This window comes from Bradyrhizobium sp. S3.2.6 (genome assembly GCF_040546885.1).
In the GTDB taxonomy this organism is placed as follows: domain Bacteria; phylum Pseudomonadota; class Alphaproteobacteria; order Rhizobiales; family Xanthobacteraceae; genus Bradyrhizobium; species Bradyrhizobium cytisi.
Genome location: NZ_JBEPOS010000011.1, coordinates 132,114 through 151,190, shown reverse-complemented (window position 1 = coordinate 151,190; position 19,077 = coordinate 132,114). Strand labels below are relative to the sequence as shown.

17 protein-coding genes are annotated in these 19,077 nt (G+C 64.4%); 8 read left to right on the top strand and 9 right to left on the bottom strand.

The window, feature by feature from the left end; translation table 11 throughout:
• Window positions 1–161: 161 nt before the first annotated feature.
• The gene (locus ABID58_RS20705) at window positions 162–1,988 is read right to left on the bottom strand and encodes an aminopeptidase P family protein (protein ID WP_354034265.1); all 1,827 of its coding nucleotides are present in this window, start codon (window positions 1,986–1,988) and stop codon (window positions 162–164) included.
• A gap of 185 nt (window positions 1,989–2,173) precedes the next feature.
• On the opposite strand from ABID58_RS20705, the gene ABID58_RS20700 reads away from it, so the two are divergent.
• A complete protein-coding gene (locus ABID58_RS20700; RefSeq protein ID WP_148754104.1) occupies window positions 2,174–2,353 on the top strand; it encodes a hypothetical protein in 180 nt (59 codons plus the stop codon).
• A gap of 26 nt (window positions 2,354–2,379) precedes the next feature.
• Here ABID58_RS20700 and ABID58_RS20695 read toward each other — a convergent pair whose 3' ends face one another.
• Window positions 2,380–3,267, bottom strand: coding sequence for a 50S ribosomal protein L11 methyltransferase (locus ABID58_RS20695; RefSeq protein ID WP_354034263.1), 888 nt, complete (start codon window positions 3,265–3,267; stop codon window positions 2,380–2,382).
• Window positions 3,268–3,431: 164 nt separating this feature from the next.
• Here ABID58_RS20695 and ABID58_RS20690 point away from each other — a divergent pair, with 164 nt between their 5' ends.
• A complete protein-coding gene (locus ABID58_RS20690; RefSeq protein WP_148754203.1) occupies window positions 3,432–3,587 on the top strand; it encodes a Flp family type IVb pilin in 156 nt (51 codons plus the stop codon).
• Window positions 3,588–3,875: 288 nt separating this feature from the next.
• On the opposite strand, the gene ABID58_RS20685 is transcribed toward ABID58_RS20690, so the two are convergent.
• Window positions 3,876–5,486 carry a phytoene desaturase family protein gene (locus ABID58_RS20685; RefSeq protein ID WP_354034261.1) on the bottom strand — a complete coding sequence of 537 codons (1,611 nt, stop codon included), beginning with the start codon at window positions 5,484–5,486 and terminating at the stop codon, window positions 3,876–3,878.
• A 177-nt stretch (window positions 5,487–5,663) separates the two neighbouring features.
• On the opposite strand from ABID58_RS20685, the gene ABID58_RS20680 reads away from it, so the two are divergent.
• Window positions 5,664–7,946 (top strand): spermidine synthase, encoded by a 2,283-nt coding sequence (locus ABID58_RS20680; protein ID WP_354034260.1) that lies wholly within the window; start codon window positions 5,664–5,666, stop codon window positions 7,944–7,946.
• A 9-nt stretch (window positions 7,947–7,955) separates the two neighbouring features.
• On the opposite strand, the gene ABID58_RS20675 is transcribed toward ABID58_RS20680, so the two are convergent.
• Window positions 7,956–8,939: a glycerophosphodiester phosphodiesterase gene (locus ABID58_RS20675; protein ID WP_354034258.1), complete on the bottom strand. Its 984-nt coding sequence runs from the start codon at window positions 8,937–8,939 to the stop codon at window positions 7,956–7,958.
• Window positions 8,940–9,099: 160 nt separating this feature from the next.
• Here ABID58_RS20675 and ABID58_RS20670 point away from each other — a divergent pair, with 160 nt between their 5' ends.
• Genes ABID58_RS20670 through ABID58_RS20660 form a run of 3 tightly spaced genes read left to right on the top strand, consistent with a single transcriptional unit; the run spans window position 9,100 to window position 12,465 of the window.
• The gene (locus ABID58_RS20670) at window positions 9,100–10,059 is read left to right on the top strand and encodes an acyl-CoA desaturase (RefSeq protein ID WP_354034256.1); all 960 of its coding nucleotides are present in this window, start codon (window positions 9,100–9,102) and stop codon (window positions 10,057–10,059) included.
• Between the two features lie 38 nt (window positions 10,060–10,097).
• Window positions 10,098–11,480 carry an MBOAT family O-acyltransferase gene (locus ABID58_RS20665; RefSeq protein WP_354034254.1) on the top strand — a complete coding sequence of 461 codons (1,383 nt, stop codon included), beginning with the start codon at window positions 10,098–10,100 and terminating at the stop codon, window positions 11,478–11,480.
• Window positions 11,481–11,517: 37 nt separating this feature from the next.
• The gene (locus tag ABID58_RS20660) at window positions 11,518–12,465 is read left to right on the top strand and encodes a hypothetical protein (RefSeq protein ID WP_354034252.1); all 948 of its coding nucleotides are present in this window, start codon (window positions 11,518–11,520) and stop codon (window positions 12,463–12,465) included.
• Between the two features lie 6 nt (window positions 12,466–12,471).
• Here ABID58_RS20660 and ABID58_RS20655 read toward each other — a convergent pair whose 3' ends face one another.
• The 3 genes from ABID58_RS20655 to ABID58_RS20645 all read right to left on the bottom strand — a co-directional run bounded on the left by ABID58_RS20655 (window position 12,472) and on the right by ABID58_RS20645 (window position 15,669).
• On the bottom strand, window positions 12,472–14,172 hold the full coding sequence (locus tag ABID58_RS20655) for a fatty acyl-AMP ligase (RefSeq protein WP_354034250.1): 1,701 nt from the start codon (window positions 14,170–14,172) through the stop codon (window positions 12,472–12,474).
• 26 nt (window positions 14,173–14,198) lie between these two features.
• Window positions 14,199–14,453 (bottom strand): acyl carrier protein, encoded by a 255-nt coding sequence (locus ABID58_RS20650; RefSeq protein WP_148754112.1) that lies wholly within the window; start codon window positions 14,451–14,453, stop codon window positions 14,199–14,201.
• A 424-nt stretch (window positions 14,454–14,877) separates the two neighbouring features.
• A complete protein-coding gene (locus tag ABID58_RS20645; RefSeq protein WP_354034248.1) occupies window positions 14,878–15,669 on the bottom strand; it encodes a L,D-transpeptidase in 792 nt (263 codons plus the stop codon).
• Between the two features lie 361 nt (window positions 15,670–16,030).
• On the opposite strand from ABID58_RS20645, the gene ABID58_RS20640 reads away from it, so the two are divergent.
• Entirely contained in the window at window positions 16,031–16,354 is a 324-nt protein-coding gene (locus tag ABID58_RS20640) for a hypothetical protein (RefSeq protein WP_148754114.1), read from the top strand.
• Window positions 16,355–16,389: 35 nt separating this feature from the next.
• Here the strand turns inward: ABID58_RS20640 and ABID58_RS20635 are convergent, their stop codons facing one another.
• Together ABID58_RS20635 and ABID58_RS20630 are read right to left on the bottom strand one after the other, a co-directional pair.
• A complete protein-coding gene (locus ABID58_RS20635; protein ID WP_148754115.1) occupies window positions 16,390–17,151 on the bottom strand; it encodes an ABC transporter permease in 762 nt (253 codons plus the stop codon).
• Complete coding sequence (locus tag ABID58_RS20630) at window positions 17,148–18,071, bottom strand: ABC transporter ATP-binding protein (RefSeq protein ID WP_148754116.1); 924 nt, start codon at window positions 18,069–18,071, stop codon at window positions 17,148–17,150. The genes ABID58_RS20635 and ABID58_RS20630 overlap by 4 nt, the downstream gene beginning before the upstream one ends.
• A 279-nt stretch (window positions 18,072–18,350) precedes the next feature.
• Between ABID58_RS20630 and ABID58_RS20625 the strand changes: the two genes are divergently transcribed.
• Complete coding sequence (locus tag ABID58_RS20625; RefSeq protein WP_354034246.1) at window positions 18,351–19,067, top strand: hypothetical protein; 717 nt, start codon at window positions 18,351–18,353, stop codon at window positions 19,065–19,067.
• Window positions 19,068–19,077 lie beyond the last annotated feature (10 nt).

Below are 19,077 nucleotides of genomic sequence, written 5' to 3'. Positions count from 1 at the left end.
CGGCCTCCGCTGTCATTCCCCGCGAAGGCGGGGAATCCAGTACCCCGCGGCTTTTCCGCAGGCGTTTACTGCCTCTGGAATACTGGATGCCCCGCCTGCGCGGGGCATGACACTTCTCGTAGGATGAGAGTTGCGCAAATCGCGTAGCGCTATGCGCGGCGCTACGTCAGCTCGACCGTGGCCTGATCGAGCCACGCCTTCGTCACCTCGTCCAGCGCCGGCCCCACCTCGGCGCGGACGCGCGCGTGGTAGGCATTGAGCCAGGCGAGCTCTTCCTTGCTCAGCATCGCCGCGTCGATGAGCCGGCGGTCGATCGGCGCCAGCGTCAGCGTCTCGAACGCGTTCATCGATTTCTCGGCACCCTCGATGTTGGCGGCGACCACCAGCTCAAGGTTCTCGATGCGGATGCCAAAACCGTCGGTCTTGTAATAGCCGGGCTCGTTGGAGAGGATCATGCCGCGTTTCAGCGGCGTGGTGCCGAGCTTCGAGATCCGCGCCGGGCCTTCGTGCACACTGAGATAGCTGCCGACGCCGTGGCCGGTGCCGTGCTCGAAATCGACGCCGGCGGCCCAGAGATATTGCCGCGCCAGCGTGTCGAGCTGTGCGCCGGTGGTGCCGTCGGGAAACACCGCACGCGCGATCGCGATATGGCCGCGGAGCACGCGGGTAAAGCGGTCGCGCATCTCCTCGGTGGGCTCCCCCACCGCCATGGTGCGGGTGACGTCGGTGGTGCCGTCTTCATACTGCGCGCCGGAATCGATCAGCAGCAGGTCGCCGCGGACGATCCGCCGGTTGCTCTTGCGGGTGACGCGGTAGTGCACGATGGCGCCGTTCGGACCGGTGCCGGATATGGTCGGGAACGATACGTCCTTCAGCGCACCGGTGTCGCGGCGGAACGTCTCCAGCGCCTCGACCGCATCGATCTCGGTGAGCTTGCCGCTTCCTGCCTCGCGATCGATGAAGGCGAGGAAACGCGCCAGTGCAATTGCGTCGCGCCGGTGCGCCGTCTGCGTCCCCTTGATCTCGGTCGCGTTCTTCACGGCCTTCAGCAGCGCAATCGGATCGCTGCCGCGCACCGGCTTGCCGCCGCCGCCCGAGATCAACCGACTCAGCGCGTCGGCCGCGGTGGCGTTGTCGAGCGCAATCGCAGCGCCGCTCTTGGCGAGCGCCATCAGCGTCGGCGTCAGCGCATCGGGCTCGCGCACATCGGCCGACTGCTCGAGATGGTCGCGCGAGAGGTTGGAGAGCTTGCGGTGGTCGATGAAGACGGTTGGCCGGCCGACCTTGGGCACCAGCGCGTAGGACAGCGGCAGCGGCGTATGCGCGACGTCGGCGCCGCGGATGTTGAAGGTCCAGGCGACCGCGTGGCTATCCGACAGCACCAGCGCGTCGGCCCCCAATTTCTCGATCTCGCTCTTGATCTGGGCCAGCTTCTCGGCCTCGGCGACACCGGCATATTGCAGGCCGTGGATCGCGACCGGCGCGACGGGCGGCTGCGGCCGATCCTGCCAGACCGCGTCGACCGGATTGCTGTCGACCGCCACCAGTTCGGCACCGGCCTTCGCACAGGCGGCCGAGAGACGCTCGGTTGCCGCAAAAGTGTGCAGCCACGGATCAAATCCCAGGCGATCGCCGGATTTGAGATGCGCCAAGACCCAGCTCTCCGGCGGCGGATCGATCAGCGACTCCACCGCCCACGCCTTGGCGTCGATCTGCTTGGCCGCCTGGATCGTGTAACGGCCATCGACGAACAATGCAGCTTCCTGGCTCAGCACCACGGCGAGCCCGGCCGAGCCGGTAAAGCCGGTTACCCAGGCGAGTCGCTCTTCGGAGGGGGCCACATACTCATTCTGCTGCTGATCGGCGCGCGGAATGACGAAGCCGGTCAGCTTGCGGCGGACGAGCTCTTCACGGAGTGCGGCGAGCCGCGCCGCCAGTGCGACGCCGGCTTCGGGCTCCTCGAACGTCTGAAAGTGTGCTTCGAACATGGCTCAGTTTAGGATCATGAGGATCAGTCCGCAATGTAGACGCATTTGAGGTCGCATCTGGCATGGACCGTGCTTGAAATAGTTCCATTCGAATTGAGTGGAGTAAAGGATGCAGCAGTTGCGCTTCGTCCGAATAACAGGGAAATTCGAGCAAGTGGTTCATCTCAACGGCGAGGGGACACACGATGCCAGCGTTCACGTTTGAGAAGATTTCGCCGCCGGTGCGCCGCGCACCCGCAGCAACGACACCGAAGAAGCCGCGCGGCCTCATCAGCCAGATGATCGATCGCGTCGCCGAGCGGCGCGCCAAGCGGGCGTTGCGGGATGAGCGCGCGATGCGCCGGGACGACAAGCCGGCGGAGTAAAGCGGCCTTCCTTCCGCGGACGCAGCTTACCCCATCTTCCGCAGCAACAAGCTGCTCCACCCCTCGATCCGCAGATGCCGCAACGGCACGAGGCCGCGCGCGCGATAGGCGGCGTTCACGGCGGGGGCCTGGTGGGTCAACAGGCCGGAGAGAATGACACGGGCGCGGGGCGCAAGATGTTGGACCATCGGACCTGCCAGTTGGCGTAACGGATTGGCAAGGATGTTGGCCAGCACCAGGTCGAACGGGCCGCTTTTGGCAAAGTCCGGCGCAGCGAAGCCGGTGGCCCGGATCACCCGCACGTATTGACCAGCTTCGTTCAGGGCCGCGTTCTCGGCCGCGACCCGCACGGAAGGCGGGTCGATGTCGGAGGCCAGCACCGCGCGATGCAGCGCTTTGGCTGCCGCGATCCCCAACACGCCGGTGCCGGTGCCGAGGTCGAGTACGCGCTTCGGCCGTGCGTGTTTCAGGACATGGTCAAGCAGAAGTAAACAGCCACGCGTGGTGCCGTGGTGGCCGGTTCCGAACGCGAGCGCCGCCTCGATCTCGATGGCGAGCTTGTTTTGCGCCACGCGGTCGCGGTCGTGGCTGCCATGGACGACGAATCGTCCGGCCGGCACCGGGACGAGATCCTCCAGGCTCGCCTTGACCCAGTCCTTGGCCTCGATCGTGTCGAAGACAAGCGTGGCGGCGATGTCATTTCCTGCTGAAGTTGCAACGAGTTCGCGGAGCAATTCCTGATCCGGCGCCTCGGCAAAATGCAGCGTGACGTCCCATTGTCCGTCGGGCCGCTCGAAGGCGGCGACCGCCGCATCGCCCTCGAAAAAGACCTCCGTGAGCACGTCGACGACACGCCTGGCGGCAGCCTCGTTGGGAAGCGAAAAATTGGCGCGATGGGTAGGGGAAGGCTGCATTCTAGGGGTCCGTCCGCTTCAATTTTTGGAACTTTTAGTCACAATTTTCCGCGTAACTTGCAGTTCCCAGATTAACCCCGCCGTAGGTTGTGGACCGTACTTTCCCGGATGTTAGACCCAACCAACACACCTTGAGATGGAAATGGAGGCGAATCTTGAAGCGCATGGTTTCGAAGTTCTGGTCCGATGAATCCGGTGCGACTGCGATCGAATACGGCCTGATCGCAGCCGGTATCGCACTGGCGATCATCACCGTGGTTAACAGCCTGGGCACCACCATGAACGACAAGTTCGGTTCGATTAGCAGCTCCTTGAAGTAATTTCTGCCTCCGATTTCCCAGCGGGGCCGCTTTCTTCATAGATGGCTTTTTCGACGACCGCCCGCTGGGAGGAATTGCTCCTGGCGGGTGAAGTCGTTTTTGAGCTCGTTTCGGTAGGAGCTTCACAGGTTGTCCGCTCATGGATCAGGTCGCGACCCGCCGGCTTACACGCGGCTTATCAACCCCTTCTCCACAGCTTGATCCCGGCCCGTACCAGGCCGCCCGGCCAGGTTTCCACGGCTTCACCACAGCTCTGCCAACAGGCCTGTCCACAGCCCGTCCACAGACTTATCCACGGTTTGCGAACAGGCCGCGGTGATCCCGCAAGATCGCCTGCGCCGCGTTGTGGCCGGGCGCGCCGGTGACGCCGCCGCCGGGATGGGCGCCGGAGCCGCAGTGATAGAGGCCCTTCAGGGGTCCGCGATAATCGGCATGGCCCAGCATCGGCCGCGCCGAGAACAGCTGGTTCAAGGTCAGTGCTCCGTGGAAGATGTCGCCGCCGAGGAGCCCGAACTGCCGTTCGAGATCGAGCGGGGAGAGGATCTGGCGCCCGAGCACGCTTGTTCCAAAGCCCGGCGCGTAGCTGTCCACCGTCGCGATCATGAGATCGGCGACCTCCTCGCGGTGGTCGTCCCAGGACTTGCCGTCCGGCAGCTCCGGCGCGACGTGCTGGCAGAACAAGCTCGCGACGTGTTGTCCCGCGGGCGCGAGCGTGTCGTCGAGCGTCGAGGGGATCAGCATCTCGACGATCGGCTGCCGGCTCCAGCCCTGCGCCCGTGCATCGAGATACGCGCGGTCCATATAGCCGAGATCAGGCGCCAGGATGATGCCGGAGGTGAGATGATCGCCATCGCCAGGCAACGCGGTGAAAGAGGGCAGGCGATCCAGCGCCACGTTCATGCGGAAGGTGCCGGAGCCGTTCTTCCAGTGACGGATGCGGGCGAGGAAATCGGACGGAAGGGCATCGGCCGCGACCAGCCGCGTATAGAGCAGCTTTGGATTGACGTTGGCCGCGACATATCTGGCGCGGATCGTCGTTCCATTCTCCAGCACCACGCCGACGGCGCGGTCGCGCTCGACGATCACCTCGCGCACGCCGGCATCGGTGTCGATCGTGACGCCGCGCCCGCGCGCAGCGCGCGCCATCGCCTGCGTGATCGCGCCCATGCCGCCGATGGCGTGGCCCCAGACGCCCTTCTTGCCGTTCACCTCGCCGAAGGCATGATGCAGCATCACATAGGCCGAGCCGGCGGCGTAGGGGCTCGCATAATTGCCGACGATGGCGTCGAAGCCGAACAGCGCCTTGACCAGATCGTGCTCGAACCGCTCGTCCAGCATCTCGCCGGCGGAGCGGGTGAAGAGATCGAGCAGGCTGCGGCTTTGCTCCAGCGTCAGGCCGCGCAGGATGTTGGCCGTACTCAACGCGTTCGCGGCCTCGCGGATCGCGCCAATGCCAAAGCTGCCGAGCAGGTTCGGTGGCGCCCGCAGCACGAACTGCCGTAGCACGTCGGCGATGTCCTCGAGCTCGCGCGAAAACCCGTCGAGCGCATCGGCATCGCGCGTACTGAGCCGCGCGACGGAGGCCTTCGTCCGCCCCTCGCCGGTGAGGAGATAGTTGCCGTCGGGTGCGGGCAGAAAATTCTGGGCGCGCCGTTCGACGACGCGCAGGCCCTGCTCGGTAAGGCCCAGATCGCGGACGACCTTCGGGTTGAGCAGGCTCACGGTGTAGGCCGCGACCGAATTGCGGAAGCCCGGATGAAACTCCTCCGTGACCGCCGCCCCGCCGACCACCTTGCGGCGTTCGACCACATGCACGCGCAAGCCCGCCATCGCGAGATAGGCTGCGCAGGTGAGGCCGTTATGGCCAGCGCCGATGATGACGACGTCGGTTTCGCTCATGATTGATTTCAGAATGTTCCACGGTCATTCCAGATGGTCCAGAGGACCGCGCCCGGAATAACAGCTGTATATCAGGCATTTCCTGATGCAACATCACGAGACCATTTATTGCCCGTTCAGGCGCGGTGTGCTCCATTGCGCGCGCCCGGCGGCCGCCGGGGGTAAGCCGGAGCTTCCATGGATTCGATCGTGCAACCCGCCGCCACGGAGCAGCCGTCCACGTCGCGCAACCGGCTGCTGCTGACGGTCTATACCGCCGCGATCTTCGTCAGCGCGCTGCTGCTGTTCTCGGTGCAGCCGCTGTTCACGAAAATGGTGCTGCCGCGGCTCGGCGGCTCGCCGGCGGTGTGGTCGGTGGCGATGGTGTTCTTCCAGTCGCTGCTGCTGGCGGGCTACGCCTATGCGCATCTCCTCATGCAGATCAGGAATCGCGTGGTTCCGGTGGTTGTGCATCTCGTGCTGCTGATCGCGGCCTTCGTCACGCTGCCGCTCGGGATTGCCACTGCTTATGGCGAGCCACCAGCGTCCGGTTACGCATTCTGGCTGCTCGGACTGTTCGTGATGTCGATCGGCCTGCCGTTCTTCGCGCTTGCCGCCAACAACCCGCTGCTGCAGGCCTGGTTCGTCCGCACCGGCCATCCTGATGGCCGCGATCCCTATTTCCTCTATGCCTCCTCCAACATCGGCAGCTTCCTCGCGCTGTTGTCCTATCCGTTCCTGCTGGAGCCGATGTACACGCTCCACACGCAGAACGGGCTCTGGACCGGCGGCTATGGCGTCTTGATTCTTCTGATTGCGGCCTGTGGCGTGCTGTTGCTGCGCTCGCCGAAGCTCACGGTGGCCGACGCGCGCACCGAGGACGCAAACGCGCCGGCGCCGACGCTGGCGACGCGGCTGCGCTGGATCTTCCTCGCCGCGGTGCCGTCAGGGCTGCTCATCGCAGTCACCGCGCATATCTCGACCGACGTCGCGGCGGCGCCGCTGCTGTGGGTGCTGCCACTGTCGCTATATCTGCTGACCTGGGTGCTAGTGTTCCAGTCGCGGCCGCTGTTGCCGCACAAATGGATGCTGATGCTCCAGCCGGTCGCGATCGCGGGCGTCATCTTTTTGCTCGCCTTCGGCGGCGAGCAGAATTTGCTGCTCACGCTCGGCGGCCATCAATTGTGCTTCTTCGTCATCGCCATGGCCTGCCACGGCGAACTGGCGCGGACCCGGCCCGCAGCCAAATATCTCACCGGATTCTATGTCGCTCTGTCGTTCGGCGGCATGGTCGGCGGTCTCTTTGCAGGCCTCGTTGCGCCATTCACCTTCTCATGGATCGCCGAGTATCCGATCCTGGTCGCGCTCGCCGCGCTCTGCCGGCCGTCGGCGAGCGAGCGTCTTGCGGGCGTCGTGAGATGGTACTGGCTGGCGCTTGCCGTTCTCGCGGCGGCGCTGGTTGCACCGACGTACATGACAGGGGATCTTTCGACCTGGTTCGAGGATCACCGCGTCTGGGTCGCCGGCGCCGTCGGCGTGCTCGCAGCGCTTCTGGCGCTGGCGCTCAATGCGGATCGCTGGAAGATCTTTGCAACAGTCGCGCTGGCGCTGGCCCTGATGCGGATCTATCCGGCCGACGAGGGCCGCGTCACCACGGTGCGCAGCTTCTTCGGCGTGCACAAGATCGTGGTGACGCCGGGCGGCTATTTCCACGTGCTGATGCACGGCACCACGATTCACGGCGCCGAGCGCTTCCGCAACAATGACGGCACGCCCGTCACCGGCCGGCCCGAGCCGATCACCTATTATCATAAGGATGGCGGCATCGGTCAGGCCGTCACCGCGATGCGCGAGCGCAAGGGCGCGCCGTTGAAGGTCGCGGCGATCGGTGTCGGATCGGGCACGCTCGCCTGCGCCGCGGAGCCCGGCGAGGACTGGAAATTTTTCGAGATCGACCAGTCCATGGTCGATGCCGCGCGTGACCCCAAGAATTTCCGCTACATCTCGAGCTGCCTGCCGGACCTGAAGCCGGTGATTGGGGATGCGCGTCTCACCTTCGCCAGGGAGCCCGACGGCGTCTACGACCTCATCATCGTCGATGCCTATTCGTCGGATGCGATCCCGATCCATCTCGCGACCGAGGAGGCGATGAAGATCTACAAGGACAAGCTCGCCCCGCACGGCGCCGTGGTGATGCACGTCTCCAACCGGCACCTCGATCTCGAGCCCGTCGTGGTCGGGATCGCCGATGCCAACGATCTGAAGAGCTGGGTCTACGACGAGGATTCGGGCCGCGACGCCGACTACATCTTCTCCACCGACGTCGTCATCTCCGCGCGCGAAGCTGATGACGTCGGCAAGCTGGCGTCCTCCAAGCAATGGGAGGAGACCGACGCGGACGAGAAGGTGCGGGTCTGGACCGACGACTATTCCAACATCCTGGGCGCGCTGTATCGACGCTTGCGCTTCGGCGAGCAGTAACGCTCGGACTTACGGCTCGACCGGCGTTCCCGCAGGCAGCGCAATTCCCTTCTCGCCGGCGACCTGCCGCAACAGGTCGGGCCGGTCGGAGATGATGCCGTCGACGCCGATCTCCATCATACGCGCCATGTCGTCGGGCTTGTTGACGGTCCAGACCACCACGCGCAATCCCTGAGTCTGGGCTTCAGTGACAAGCGCCGCGGTCACGTCGCCGAAATAGGGCGACCACACCGCGCCGCCCGCGGCCTTGATCGTGCGCGGCAGCGAGCCGCCGTGATCGGCCGGGCTGTAACCCGCCGTCCAGCTGGTAGCCTTGTCGAGGACGACGGTCGGTGCCGAGCCGCGCTGGAGCGTCAGGTACACGGTCGGAATTGTCGGGGCCTGCTGCTGGACCAGCAGCAGGGTCCGCCAGTCGAATGACTGGATCATGACGCGGTCGGAAAATTTCTCGTCTGCGATCACCCCGAGCAGCTTTGCGACGAAGGCCTGTGGGCCAAGCGATTCATCCGGATGATCCGGATCGATCTTGGTCTCGATATTGAAGCGCACGCGTTCGTTGCCGGATTTGCGCACCAGCGCGAACAGCTCCTTCAGCGTGGGAATGCGGGTCCCCGGCACGGCGCGCTGGTCGGGAAATTGCTTCGCATAGGCGCTGTCCGGCCGGATTTGGCCGACGTCGTAGGCCCTGGCATCGGCGAACCGCAGTTTCACGAAAGGCGTGCCGGGCGCCGTGACATAGGCGCCATTCGCATCCCGCGCGAGATCGGGATTGAGCCCGCGCTCATGCGACACGACGACCTCGCCGTCGGCGGTGACGCCGACGTCCAGTTCCAGCGTGTCCACGCCCATCGCGAGGGCATTGGCAAAGGCCGGCAGGGTGTTCTCCGGCAGCAGCGCCCGCCCGCCGCGATGCGCCTCGAGATCGAAAGCCATGGCCTTTCCCGAAATGAGAAGTGACAGCAAAGTCAATATTGTCGTAGTACGTGACGTCATCACAGTTCCGGTGGCAAGTGAAACAACAATGCTTGAACGCGGCCGAGCGCGTCCAGCCTGTTTTACAGCCTTTTGCGCCTGTTGAAACCTGGGGCCGCAGCTTGCGGTTGCGTCCGCTCTGCCGGTATGTACTCATAGACCTCGCCTTGGAATCCCGACCGTGCATCAGAAACGCGATCACCGCATCATTCGCAGTCGGCATTTTCACAAGATGCAGCGGCGGCATTTCATCATTTTCGACGTTTTGCCCTTTGTCGGTACGCTGATTGCGCTGGGCCTCCTCTTCTATCGTCCGATCGGCATCGTTGAGCTCAGCCTGTTGTTCGGCTTCTGGCTGATCACCGGGCTTGGGCTGACCGTCGGCTATCACCGCCTGTTCACCCATCGCGCCTTTGCCACCTCGACCGGGATGAGCGCGATCTTGATCGTGATGGGATCGATGGCCGGGCGCGGCCCGATGCTGTCCTGGGCGGCGATGCACCGGCGGCACCACGAATTGTCTGACCATGACGGCGATCTGCATTCGCCGCGTCTGCATGGCGGCGGCGTGCTGGGCCGCCTGCGCGGCTTCCTGCACGCGCATTTGACTTGGATGATCGCGCACGACTATCCCAACGTCGCCCATTACGTGCCGGATCTGATGGCCAACCGCACCCTGGTTGCGGTCAACAGCTACTATTACAGCTGGGTCGCGCTCGGCCTGGTGCTGCCGGCGGCGATCGGCGGCCTCGCCACCGTGAGCCTGTGGGGCGCGCTGACGGGCCTGCTCTGGGGCGGCGTGGTGCGCATGTTCGTGGTCGAGCAGACCATGTCCGCCATCAACTCCATCATGCACACGTTTGGCGCGCAGCCCTTCGTCACCCGTGACGATAACAGCCGCAATCTCGGCGTGATGGCCTGGCTCGCCTGGGGCGAGGGCTGGCACAACAACCACCACGCGTTCCCGTATTCGGCGGCCTTCGGCCTGCGCTGGTTCGAGTTCGATCCCGGCTTCATCTTCATCCGCGCGCTGGAGGCGCTCGGACTCGCCTGGGACGTCAAGGTGCCGAGCGAGGAGAAGATCGCCCGGCGCATGCTGCAGCAGCCGGGCGATGCCGCGCCCGATCTGGAAACGGGCTGAGGATCGGCATCCGGCGATGACGGCGCAGCGCTGAACCGATGCTGTTCAACGACTATCCCTTCCTCCTGGTGTTCCTGCCGGCGGCACTGCTGATCTACCGCCTGTTCGATCCCTATCCGCGCTTGCGCATCGTCGTGCAGGTGGCGCTGTCGCTGGCCTTCTACGCCTGGGGCAGTCCGTCCTTCATCGCGCTCTTGATTGCGTCGATCCTCATCAACTGGTTCGCCTCGGTCGCCTATGCGCGGGTGAAGTGGAAGGCGTTACTGACGCTCGTCATCTTGCTTGATATCGGCGTGCTCGCGCTGTTCAAATACGCCAACTTCATCCTCGCCAATCTCGGGCATGTGCTGGGTGCCACGTTGCCGACGCTCGACATCGGGTTGCCGCTCGGCATCTCCTTCTTCACCTTCCATCACATCATGTATCTGGTCGATCTCCGGCGCGGCAAGGCGCCGCTCTACGCGATCGATCGCTATGCGCTCTACATCGCCTTCTTCCCGCAGGCGATCGCGGGGCCGCTGGCGCGCTGGTCGGAGGTGATGCATCAGTTCGGCAGGCAGGTCTATGTGCCGGGCTGGCAGCGTCAATTCTGCATCGCGATCTGCTTCATCGCGCTCGGCCTGTTCCAGAAGATCGTGATCGCCGACAGCATCGCGCACCTGCTTGATCCCATCTACATGCAGGCGACGGCTGGGCCGCTTGCGAGCGGCGACGGCTGGCTCGCCTTCTGCTTCTCGTTCCAGATCCTGTTCGACTTCTCCGGCTATTCCGACATCGCGATCGGCCTTGGGCTGCTGTTCGGGGTGCAGCTGCCCTACAATTTCAATGCGCCGCTGCGCTCGACCAACATCCAGGATTTCTGGCAGCGCTGGCATATCACGCTGATGCTGTTCCTGCGCGACTACGTGTTCTATCCGCTGGTCAATCTACGTATCCTGCCGCGGCGCTTTCTGCCGGTGCAGTTCTTCGGCGCAATGCTGATCACCATGGCGCTGTGCGGCTTGTGGCATGGCGCGAGCTGGGCTTTTGTCCTTTGGGGCGTGCTGCACGGTCTTGCGCAGGTCGTTTGTTCTCTGTGGCGGCGCTATGGCCCGCACTTCCCGTCATGGCTCGGCTGGGCTCTCACCGTGCTGTTCGTGCTGGCAACCGGCGTGATCTTTCGCGCCGGCTCGGTCGAGGCCGCCTGGCATGTTTTCGCGGGGCTCGCCCAGCCGCTGCCGCTCGCGCGCGGGCGGCACCTTTGGCCGCTGATCGTGGCGCCGTTGTTCGCCTTCCTGTTGCCGGCGAGTCAGGACATCGTCGCATTCTTCACGCGCCGCCCGAGTCCCTGGCTTGCGGGCGTGCTCGGGATCTGCCTTTTCGCTTTGCTGCTCCATATGGGTGGTCGGGATCTCCATGAATTCGTCTACTTCAAGTTCTGAGACCGATCCCGGCTGGGGGAGGGGCATCATAGCCTGCATGGGTACGCTGATCGGCGCGGCCGTGCTGGTGCTGGCGCTGATGGTGGTCGTCGATCCCTATGACAGCGGCAAGCTCGGCCTGCTCGGCATCAATGGCGTCGACAATCGTCTCACGCAGATCACGGCTGCGAGCCGCGCCAGAGACCCGAATTTCAACGCGGCCATCCTCGGCAACTCGACGGCGCAGCTGATCGCGCCGGCGGAATTGTCCGGCGCGACGGGCCTGCGCTTCGTGCAGCTCTACACCACCGGCTCGGCTCCGCGCGAGCAGCTCGCGGTGCTCGATTTCTTCCTGCGCAATCACAAGCAGGTCGGCGCGCTGGTGCTCGCGGCCGATCCCGGCTGGTGCGTCCATGCGCGGCCGAAGGAGGAGGGCGCTCCGTTTCCCTATTGGCTCTACGACAGAAGTGTCGTCACCTACGCGGTGCGGCTGATCTCCTGGCAGGCGATCGAGCAGGCCTTTCAGCGGCTCAGCATCGGGCTCGGCTGGCGGCAGCGGATGAATCCGGACGGCTTTGTCAGCTATGAGGACATCTGGCCGCCTGGCCAATTCAAGGAGGTCGGCTGGCCCAGGGATCCGGCGCCGGCTACATCCGCCGGGACGCGGGCGACATTCCCGGAGATCGCTGCTCTGGTAGAGATCGTCAGGAAGCTGCCGGCCGACGTGCCGATCGTCATCATCGTGCCGCCGACTTTCGCGGCTACCGTGCCGAAGCCCGGCACGGATGTGGCGCTGGAGCGCGTCGCCTGTGATGCCGCGCTGAAAGCCGTCATCGCGGGGCGCCCGCACAGCAATTTCATCAGCTATCGCGTCGACAACGCGCTGACCCGCGATCGCGACAACTTTGCCGACTTCATCCACTACCGCCCGAAACTCGCGCGCCGGATCGAGCGAGGCATTATCGCCAGCCTGCGCGATGGCGAGAGCGCGACGATCGATTTCTGAGCCGGCTCAGCCGATCTCCTCGAATCCACCGTCGAGCCAGAGCCTGCGCGCAAGCTTGCGCTGGATCTTGCCGCTGGTGGTTTTTGGCAGCGCGCCGGGACGGATCAGCGCGACATGTCGGGCGGAGAGCTCGTGGCTGTCGGCGATGGCCTCGCGGATCTGGCCCTTGATCTCGGCCGTGTCGATCGTATGGCGCGCAGTGCGTTCGACCTCCTGGACGATGACGAGACTTTCCTCGCCATGTTCATCCGGCACGGAAAAGGCGGCGCCGCAGTTCTCACGCAATGCGTTGTCCAGCGACTGCACGGTGCGCTCGATGTCCTGCGGATAATGGTTGATGCCACGGATGATGATGAGATCCTTGATCCGGCCGGTGACGAACAATTCGCCGGTATGATCGAGGAAGCCGAGGTCGCCGGTGCGCAGCCACCGGCCATCCTCATCCGCGATCTCCGCATTGAGCTCTTCGCGCGTCGCCGCATCGTTGCACCAGTAGACGCGTGCGACGTTGGCGCCGCTGACCCAGATTTCGCCGACGCGGTCGGCCGGAAGCCGTCGGCGCTGCTCGGGGTCGACAATGGCGATCCGCTCGCCGACAAGCGCGCGGCCGCAACCGACGACGAGCTGCGCGTCGCCGGGATCCGCCGGCGCCTCGGCCGCATGGGCCTGAAGCGCGGCGCGGCTGACGCTGCGTGTGACGTGGCCGCCACCGCGCGTCCCGCCGGAGATCAGGAGCGTCGCTTCTGCCATGCCATAGGCGGGATACATCACGCGGGGATCGAATCCGTGCGGCGCAAACGTTTCGATGAAGCCCGCGATGGTATCGGCGCGCACCGGCTCGGCGCCATTGAGCGCGATCCGGAGCGAGGACAGGTCCACGCCCTCCATCTGATCGGCGCGATAGCGGCTGACGCAGAGGTCAAAGCCGAAATTGGGCCCGCAGGCGACCTCCGCACGATAATGCGAGATCGCGCGCAGCCAGCCGAGCGGCCGCTGCATGAACGCGTTCGGCGCCATAAATACGCAGGTCGATCCGACATAGAGGGCCTGCAGCGCATTCAGGATCAGCCCCATGTCGTGATAGAGCGGCACCCAGTTGACATAGGTCGATTGCCCGGTGTTGCCGAGCGCGATCCGGATCATCTCGAGATTGGCGAGCAGATTGGCGTGGCTCACCATGACGCCCTTCGGCTCGGAGGTCGAACCGGAGGTGTATTGCAGGAACGCGATGTCGTCGGGCGCTGGCTCCGGCAGATCGATCGTCGCACCGGCCGCTTCAGTGAGGTCGACTTCGATCCACCGGATATTCTCCTGCGCAAAGCGCGCCTGCAGGTCACCGCGCATTGCGAATGCGGTGGTCGTCAGCGCGAGCGCCGGAGTGCAATTGGCGAGAATCGCTGCGCTGGAATCGCGGGCGCTGTTTCGCCGCGGCATCATCATCGGCACGGCGATGATCCCCGCCATCAGGCAGCCGAAGAACGCCACCATGAATTCGATGCCTGGCGGAAACACCAGGATCGCGCGGTCGCCGGGCCGTGCGGACGCGCTCAGGCACGCGGCGAGGGCGGTTGCGGTCTCATGGAGTTGACGGAAGGTGAGGACTGCTTCCTCCGTCGCGCGATCGGAGACGAAGACATAGGCGCGATCGTCAGCCTGCTCCACCGCGCGCCGCGCCAGCAGCGCGACGAGTGAGCGGAGATTGTCCATCTGGATTGCGCCGGCTTCAGCCGCCCTCAGGCGGCGGAGCGGAGCGCGCGCTTGTCGGCGAGAAATCGCGACAGCGCCTCAACTGTAGGGTGGTCGTAGAAGTCATCCGTCGACAGTTCGAGGTCGAGCTTCTCCTCGAGCTCCATCATGAGATAGACGAGCATCGCCGAATCGAGGCCGAGGCGGCTGAATTTCGTGCCGGTGTCGACGCGGTCCTTCGAAATTCGCAGGATATTGGCTAGCGCCGTAACGCAGAAATCCGAAATCTGCTCGCGTGTCATGTCATTTCCCAGAAACAGTCGGAACGACAATACGGGCGACCTCAAGGTTGTCAATTTGGCCCAAACGCCGCGGCGTTGAAGGTTGGGGACTGTTGCTTTCCTGCGCCGCACGGCTGCTCATTTCGTGCCCAGGTTGGCGCGATTTCCTGCGGTCAACAGGGGCAACGGCCGCCGTATGCTCCGAAAGTTGCAGTTTGACGCCTGCGACGCGATTGAGCCGCCCCCGCTTGTTCGCCGCTCTGGCCATATCCAAGCCAGCCGTCGCCCAGCGCGGCGACGATTTTGATTCGCTACTTGCGCAGATGAACGCAGCGACGCAAGGAGGGCGCTGGACCGAGGGGCTGGCGGCTGCTCAGAAGCGGCGAGCCCGTCGACAAGCTCAAAGCCGCGCTCGCCACCCCGGGGCCGATCTCAAACGATAGATTCAGTTCTGCTGGTAATAGCCGCGCGGCTGATAATACTGCCGGGGCTGTTGCTGCTGCTGATAGTAGTAGCCCTGCTGGCCATAGCCCTGGTCGTACGTCGGCTGCGGTTGCGGCAGCTGCTGGTAGACCTGCGTGCCATAGGGGCGGGTGACCGGGCGCGGCGCCGGATAGCGCGCGCCGGTGTCGCTGCCGTCGGCGGGATAGATGTAGTTGTCGTCCTGCGGCATGTAGCGGCGGGCCGGCTGCATCGGCGGCGTCAAATTCACGGGATCGCCCGAGGTCGCATATTGCTCCTCAGCTGGCTGCTGGGCGCGGGCCACCGCATTGTTGGCGCGACCGCGTGGGTTGCGGGCCAGCGCCACCTGCGCCGACCCGGTCAGCGTCACCGTGGTGTTGAGCACGCCCTGCTCCTGCACCAGCGCGTAGAGCGTCGAAGCGTTCTGGCGTGACAGCCGCACGCAGCCATGTGAGGCGGGCGTGCCCAATCGTCCGACCGAGTCGGTGCCGTGGATGGCGTGCCCGATCTTGGTGAAGAAGATCGAGTGCGGCATCGGCGCGTCGTCGAATTCCTTCGAGTAGTGATCCTCTTCCATGCGGAAGGCGCGGAAGGCGCCGCCCGGCGTCTCGCGCGAGGGGATGCCGGTCGACACCGGCCAGTGGTAGCGCGTGACGCCGTCGACCACGACGGTCATCTGCTGATTGTCCTTGTCGATCGTAATGTCGACCTTGGCCTGCGCGGTGCCCGCGCTCAAAAGCATCAGGGACGTGAACGCAATGAAAAAGGAACGCATTTGAATTCTGGCCTCCGGCCTGTTCGCGCTAGAGCATGATCCGGAAAAGTGTGTAGCGGTTTTCCGAAAAGATCATGCTCAAACAATAACGCCGCGGCTCTCCGTCCCCCGGCGTGCACTATGGCTGCAATCCGGCTTTCGTTCCAGCGGCCTGCCGCACCCATCGTTAACGTGATGCCGGGCGTAAGCAAGGCCGCTTTGTGCCGCGCCGGCTCTGGCGATGCTGACATTTTCGCGAGCGGAAGCTGCTTTCACAACGCCGACAATTCGTCACAAAGGCGCAACCATTTGGCCGCTTCGGGCGTTGAACACGGCCTGCCAATTGGCGGCTGTCGCCGCCACTTACCCTTGGGGATTCAAGATGAACAAAGCTCGTATTGCCGCTGCGCAGTTGCCGGCGGGTCTGCCCGTCCGCCTGCTCTTCGCGGCCGCCGCCGTCCTTCTTGCCCTGGCTTGCGTGCCGCAAGCCAGCCACGCCCAGGGCATCGTGCGTGGCGCTCAGGAAGGTTCTTACGAGGGTAACCGCATCGCTGGTCCCGTAGGCGGCGCTGTCGGCGGTGTCGTTGGCGCCGGTGTCGGTGGTGCTGTTGGTGCTGTCGATGGTATTTTGGGTATCCCCTATCACGGCCACCGCCACTGTCGCGGCTATTATGATGGGTACCACCATTTCCGCTGCTACAGGTAACACGCCGGGTGCGCGGAGCGCGCCCGGAATGACGGTCAGTTCTTTAGCCGATAGCCGGTCCGGAAAATCCACCAGATCACGGCGAGGCAAATCACCAGGAACGCCGTCGTCATGCCGATGCTGACGGCGACGCTGACATCGGCGATCTCGTAGAAGCTCCAGCGGAAGCCCGAGATCAGATAGACGACCGGGTTGAGCAGCGCGACGGTGCGCCAGGTGGGCGGCAGCATGTCGATGGAATAGAAGCTGCCGCCGAGGAAGGTCAGCGGCGTCACCACTAGCATCGGGATCATCTGGAGCTTTTCGAACCCGTCGGCCCAGATGCCGATGACGAAACCGAACAGGCTGAACGTCACCGCCGTCAGCACCAGGAAGGTCAGCATCCAGACCGGATGATGGATGTGCAGCGGCACGAACAGCCCGGCGGTGGCGAGAATGATCAGGCCGAGGATGATCGACTTGGTCGCAGCCGCACCGACATAACCAAGCACGATCTCGAAGTAAGAAATCGGCGCCGACAGGATCTCGTAGATCGTGCCGGTGAATTTCGGGAAGTAGATGCCGAACGAGGCGTTGGCGATGCTCTGCGTCAGCACCGAGAGCATGATGAGGCCCGGTACGATGAAGGTGCCGTAGCTCACGCCCTCGACCTGGCTGATGCGCGAGCCGATCGCAGCACCAAACACCACGAAATAGAGCGAGGTCGAAACCACGGGCGAAACGATGCTCTGCAGCAGCGTGCGCCAGGTGCGCGCCATTTCGAACAGATAGATGGCGCGGACGGCGCGGTAATTCATGACGCCCTCACGAGGTCGACGAAGATGTCCTCGAGCGACGATTGGGTCGTGTCGAGATCGTTGAAACGGATGCCGGCGGTGCGGAGGTCGCTGAGCAGGCTGGTGATGCCGGTGCGCTCGCCCTTGGTGTCGTAATCGTAGACCAGCGTCGCACCGCTGTCGCAAAGGTCGAGCTCGTAATGAGCGAGGCTCTCCGGCAGCGCGGCGAGCGTGGGCTGCAGATGCAGCGTCAGCCGCTTCTTGCCGAGCTTCTGCATCAAGGTGGCCTTGTCCTCGACCAGCACGATCTCGCCCTTGTTGATGACGCCGATGCGGTCGGCCATCTCCTCGGCTTCCTCGATGTAATGCGTGGTGAGGATGATGGTGACACCGGACTGCTGAAGCGTGCGGACCACCTCCCACATGCCCTTGCGTAGCTCGACGTCGACGCCGGCGGTCGGCTCGTCCAGGAACAGGATCTGCGGCTCGTGCGACAGCGCTTTCGCGATCATGACGCGGCGCTTCATGCCGCCGGACAGCGTGATGATCTTGTTGTCCTTCTTGTCCCAGAGCGACAGGTCCTTGAGGATCTTCTCGATGTGCGCAGGATTCTTCGGCTTGCCGAACAGGCCGCGGGAGAAGCTCACGGTCGCCCACACGCTCTCGAACGCGTCTGTGTGCAGCTCCTGCGGCACCAGGCCGATCAGCGAGCGTGCCTTGCGATAGGAGGTCTGGATGTCTTCGCCGCCGACGAGAACCTTGCCCTCGCTGGGATTGGCGATGCCGCAGATGATCGAGATCAGCGTGGTCTTGCCCGCGCCGTTGGGGCCGAGCAGCGCAAAAATCTCGCCGCGCTTGATGTCGAGATTGACGTTCTTGAGCGCCTTGAAGCCGGACCCATAGGTCTTCGACAGATTGGCGACGGAAATGATGGAGGACATGATGGCCGGTGGGGTGGGGAGGGAGGCGCTGGAACCCGCACCCTGTCGGGCGGGGAGCAGCGGAGCCCTGAAATAGGAATGCCGTTGCCCCGTCGCAATTGGCTGGAGAAAATTGGTCTCAAAACAGGCGCTTCGGTGGCAGGTTTCAGGCAAGTGTTGCGCGATGGTCACGGATTGCGGCTAAGATCGCCGTTCACGCGGCTCTTTGTTGCGTCTGCGAGCGGCCCGTGGCTACGATTCCAGCCAATCGCGAAGCGTATGTCCCCAGGGAAAAGATCGATGAGACCGAACGGCCGTCACACCGCCGGCGCCAGCCAGTTGTCCACCCTCCGTATGTGGGCGATCTGCCTGCTTCTGCTGTCAGCTGTTGCCATGAGCCCGACCACCGCCAAGGCGGCGCCGAGCCAGGCTGCCGCGACGACGCATGTCTATTTGCTCCGCGGCGTGCTCAACATCTTCTCGCTCGGGCTCGACACGATCGGCGCCCGCCTCCAGGCGCAGGGCATCCCGGTGACCGTCGCGAACTTCGTGTCCTGGTCCTCGCTCGCCGATGAGGCGGCTGCGAACTACAAGGCGGGCCGGCTCAAGACCATCGTGCTGGTTGGGCATTCATCGGGCGCGACCGCGCTGCCCGACATGATCGCCAAGCTTAACCAGCTCGGCGTGCCCGTAAAGCTCGCGATCGGGCTCGACTCCGTGTTCAAGACCAAGCTGACGACCGGCGCCGAGCGCTACATCAACATCTATATAGGCGACGGTCCGGGTGAGCCGGTGCGGGCCGCGTCCGGTCTCCGCGGCAAGCTCGACAATGTCGACGTGCGCGGCAGCGGCGTCGGTCACATCACCATCGACAAGAACGAGGCAATCCAGCGCCGCGTGATCGCCGAGATCGATGCCGCGATCGCCCGCTCGCGCGGTCCGGCTGGACCGGTCGCCGAACCCGGCGCTCCGCGGGCTGCGCACTCGGCGGCAGCTGTGGCGCCGGCCAGGAACTGAAGCCTTTCGC

Excerpts from the sequence above, each read along its gene's own strand:
- ABID58_RS20705 (WP_354034265.1), bottom strand. The coding sequence starts at position 1,988 with ATGTTCGAAGCACACTTTCAGACGTTCGAGGAGCCCGAAGCCGGCGTC.
- ABID58_RS20700 (WP_148754104.1), top strand. The coding sequence starts at position 2,174 with ATGCCAGCGTTCACGTTTGAGAAGATTTCGCCGCCGGTGCGCCGCGCA.
- ABID58_RS20695 (WP_354034263.1), bottom strand. The coding sequence starts at position 3,267 with ATGCAGCCTTCCCCTACCCATCGCGCCAATTTTTCGCTTCCCAACGAG.
- ABID58_RS20690 (WP_148754203.1), top strand. The coding sequence starts at position 3,432 with ATGGTTTCGAAGTTCTGGTCCGATGAATCCGGTGCGACTGCGATCGAA.
- ABID58_RS20685 (WP_354034261.1), bottom strand. The coding sequence starts at position 5,486 with ATGAGCGAAACCGACGTCGTCATCATCGGCGCTGGCCATAACGGCCTC.
- ABID58_RS20680 (WP_354034260.1), top strand. The coding sequence starts at position 5,664 with ATGGATTCGATCGTGCAACCCGCCGCCACGGAGCAGCCGTCCACGTCG.
- ABID58_RS20675 (WP_354034258.1), bottom strand. The coding sequence starts at position 8,939 with ATGACGTCACGTACTACGACAATATTGACTTTGCTGTCACTTCTCATT.
- ABID58_RS20665 (WP_354034254.1), top strand. The coding sequence starts at position 10,098 with ATGCTGTTCAACGACTATCCCTTCCTCCTGGTGTTCCTGCCGGCGGCA.
- ABID58_RS20660 (WP_354034252.1), top strand. The coding sequence starts at position 11,518 with ATGGGTACGCTGATCGGCGCGGCCGTGCTGGTGCTGGCGCTGATGGTG.
- ABID58_RS20655 (WP_354034250.1), bottom strand. The coding sequence starts at position 14,172 with ATGGACAATCTCCGCTCACTCGTCGCGCTGCTGGCGCGGCGCGCGGTG.
- ABID58_RS20650 (WP_148754112.1), bottom strand. The coding sequence starts at position 14,453 with ATGACACGCGAGCAGATTTCGGATTTCTGCGTTACGGCGCTAGCCAAT.
- ABID58_RS20645 (WP_354034248.1), bottom strand. The coding sequence starts at position 15,669 with ATGCGTTCCTTTTTCATTGCGTTCACGTCCCTGATGCTTTTGAGCGCG.
- ABID58_RS20640 (WP_148754114.1), top strand. The coding sequence starts at position 16,031 with ATGAACAAAGCTCGTATTGCCGCTGCGCAGTTGCCGGCGGGTCTGCCC.
- ABID58_RS20635 (WP_148754115.1), bottom strand. The coding sequence starts at position 17,151 with ATGAATTACCGCGCCGTCCGCGCCATCTATCTGTTCGAAATGGCGCGC.
- ABID58_RS20630 (WP_148754116.1), bottom strand. The coding sequence starts at position 18,071 with ATGTCCTCCATCATTTCCGTCGCCAATCTGTCGAAGACCTATGGGTCC.
- ABID58_RS20625 (WP_354034246.1), top strand. The coding sequence starts at position 18,351 with ATGAGACCGAACGGCCGTCACACCGCCGGCGCCAGCCAGTTGTCCACC.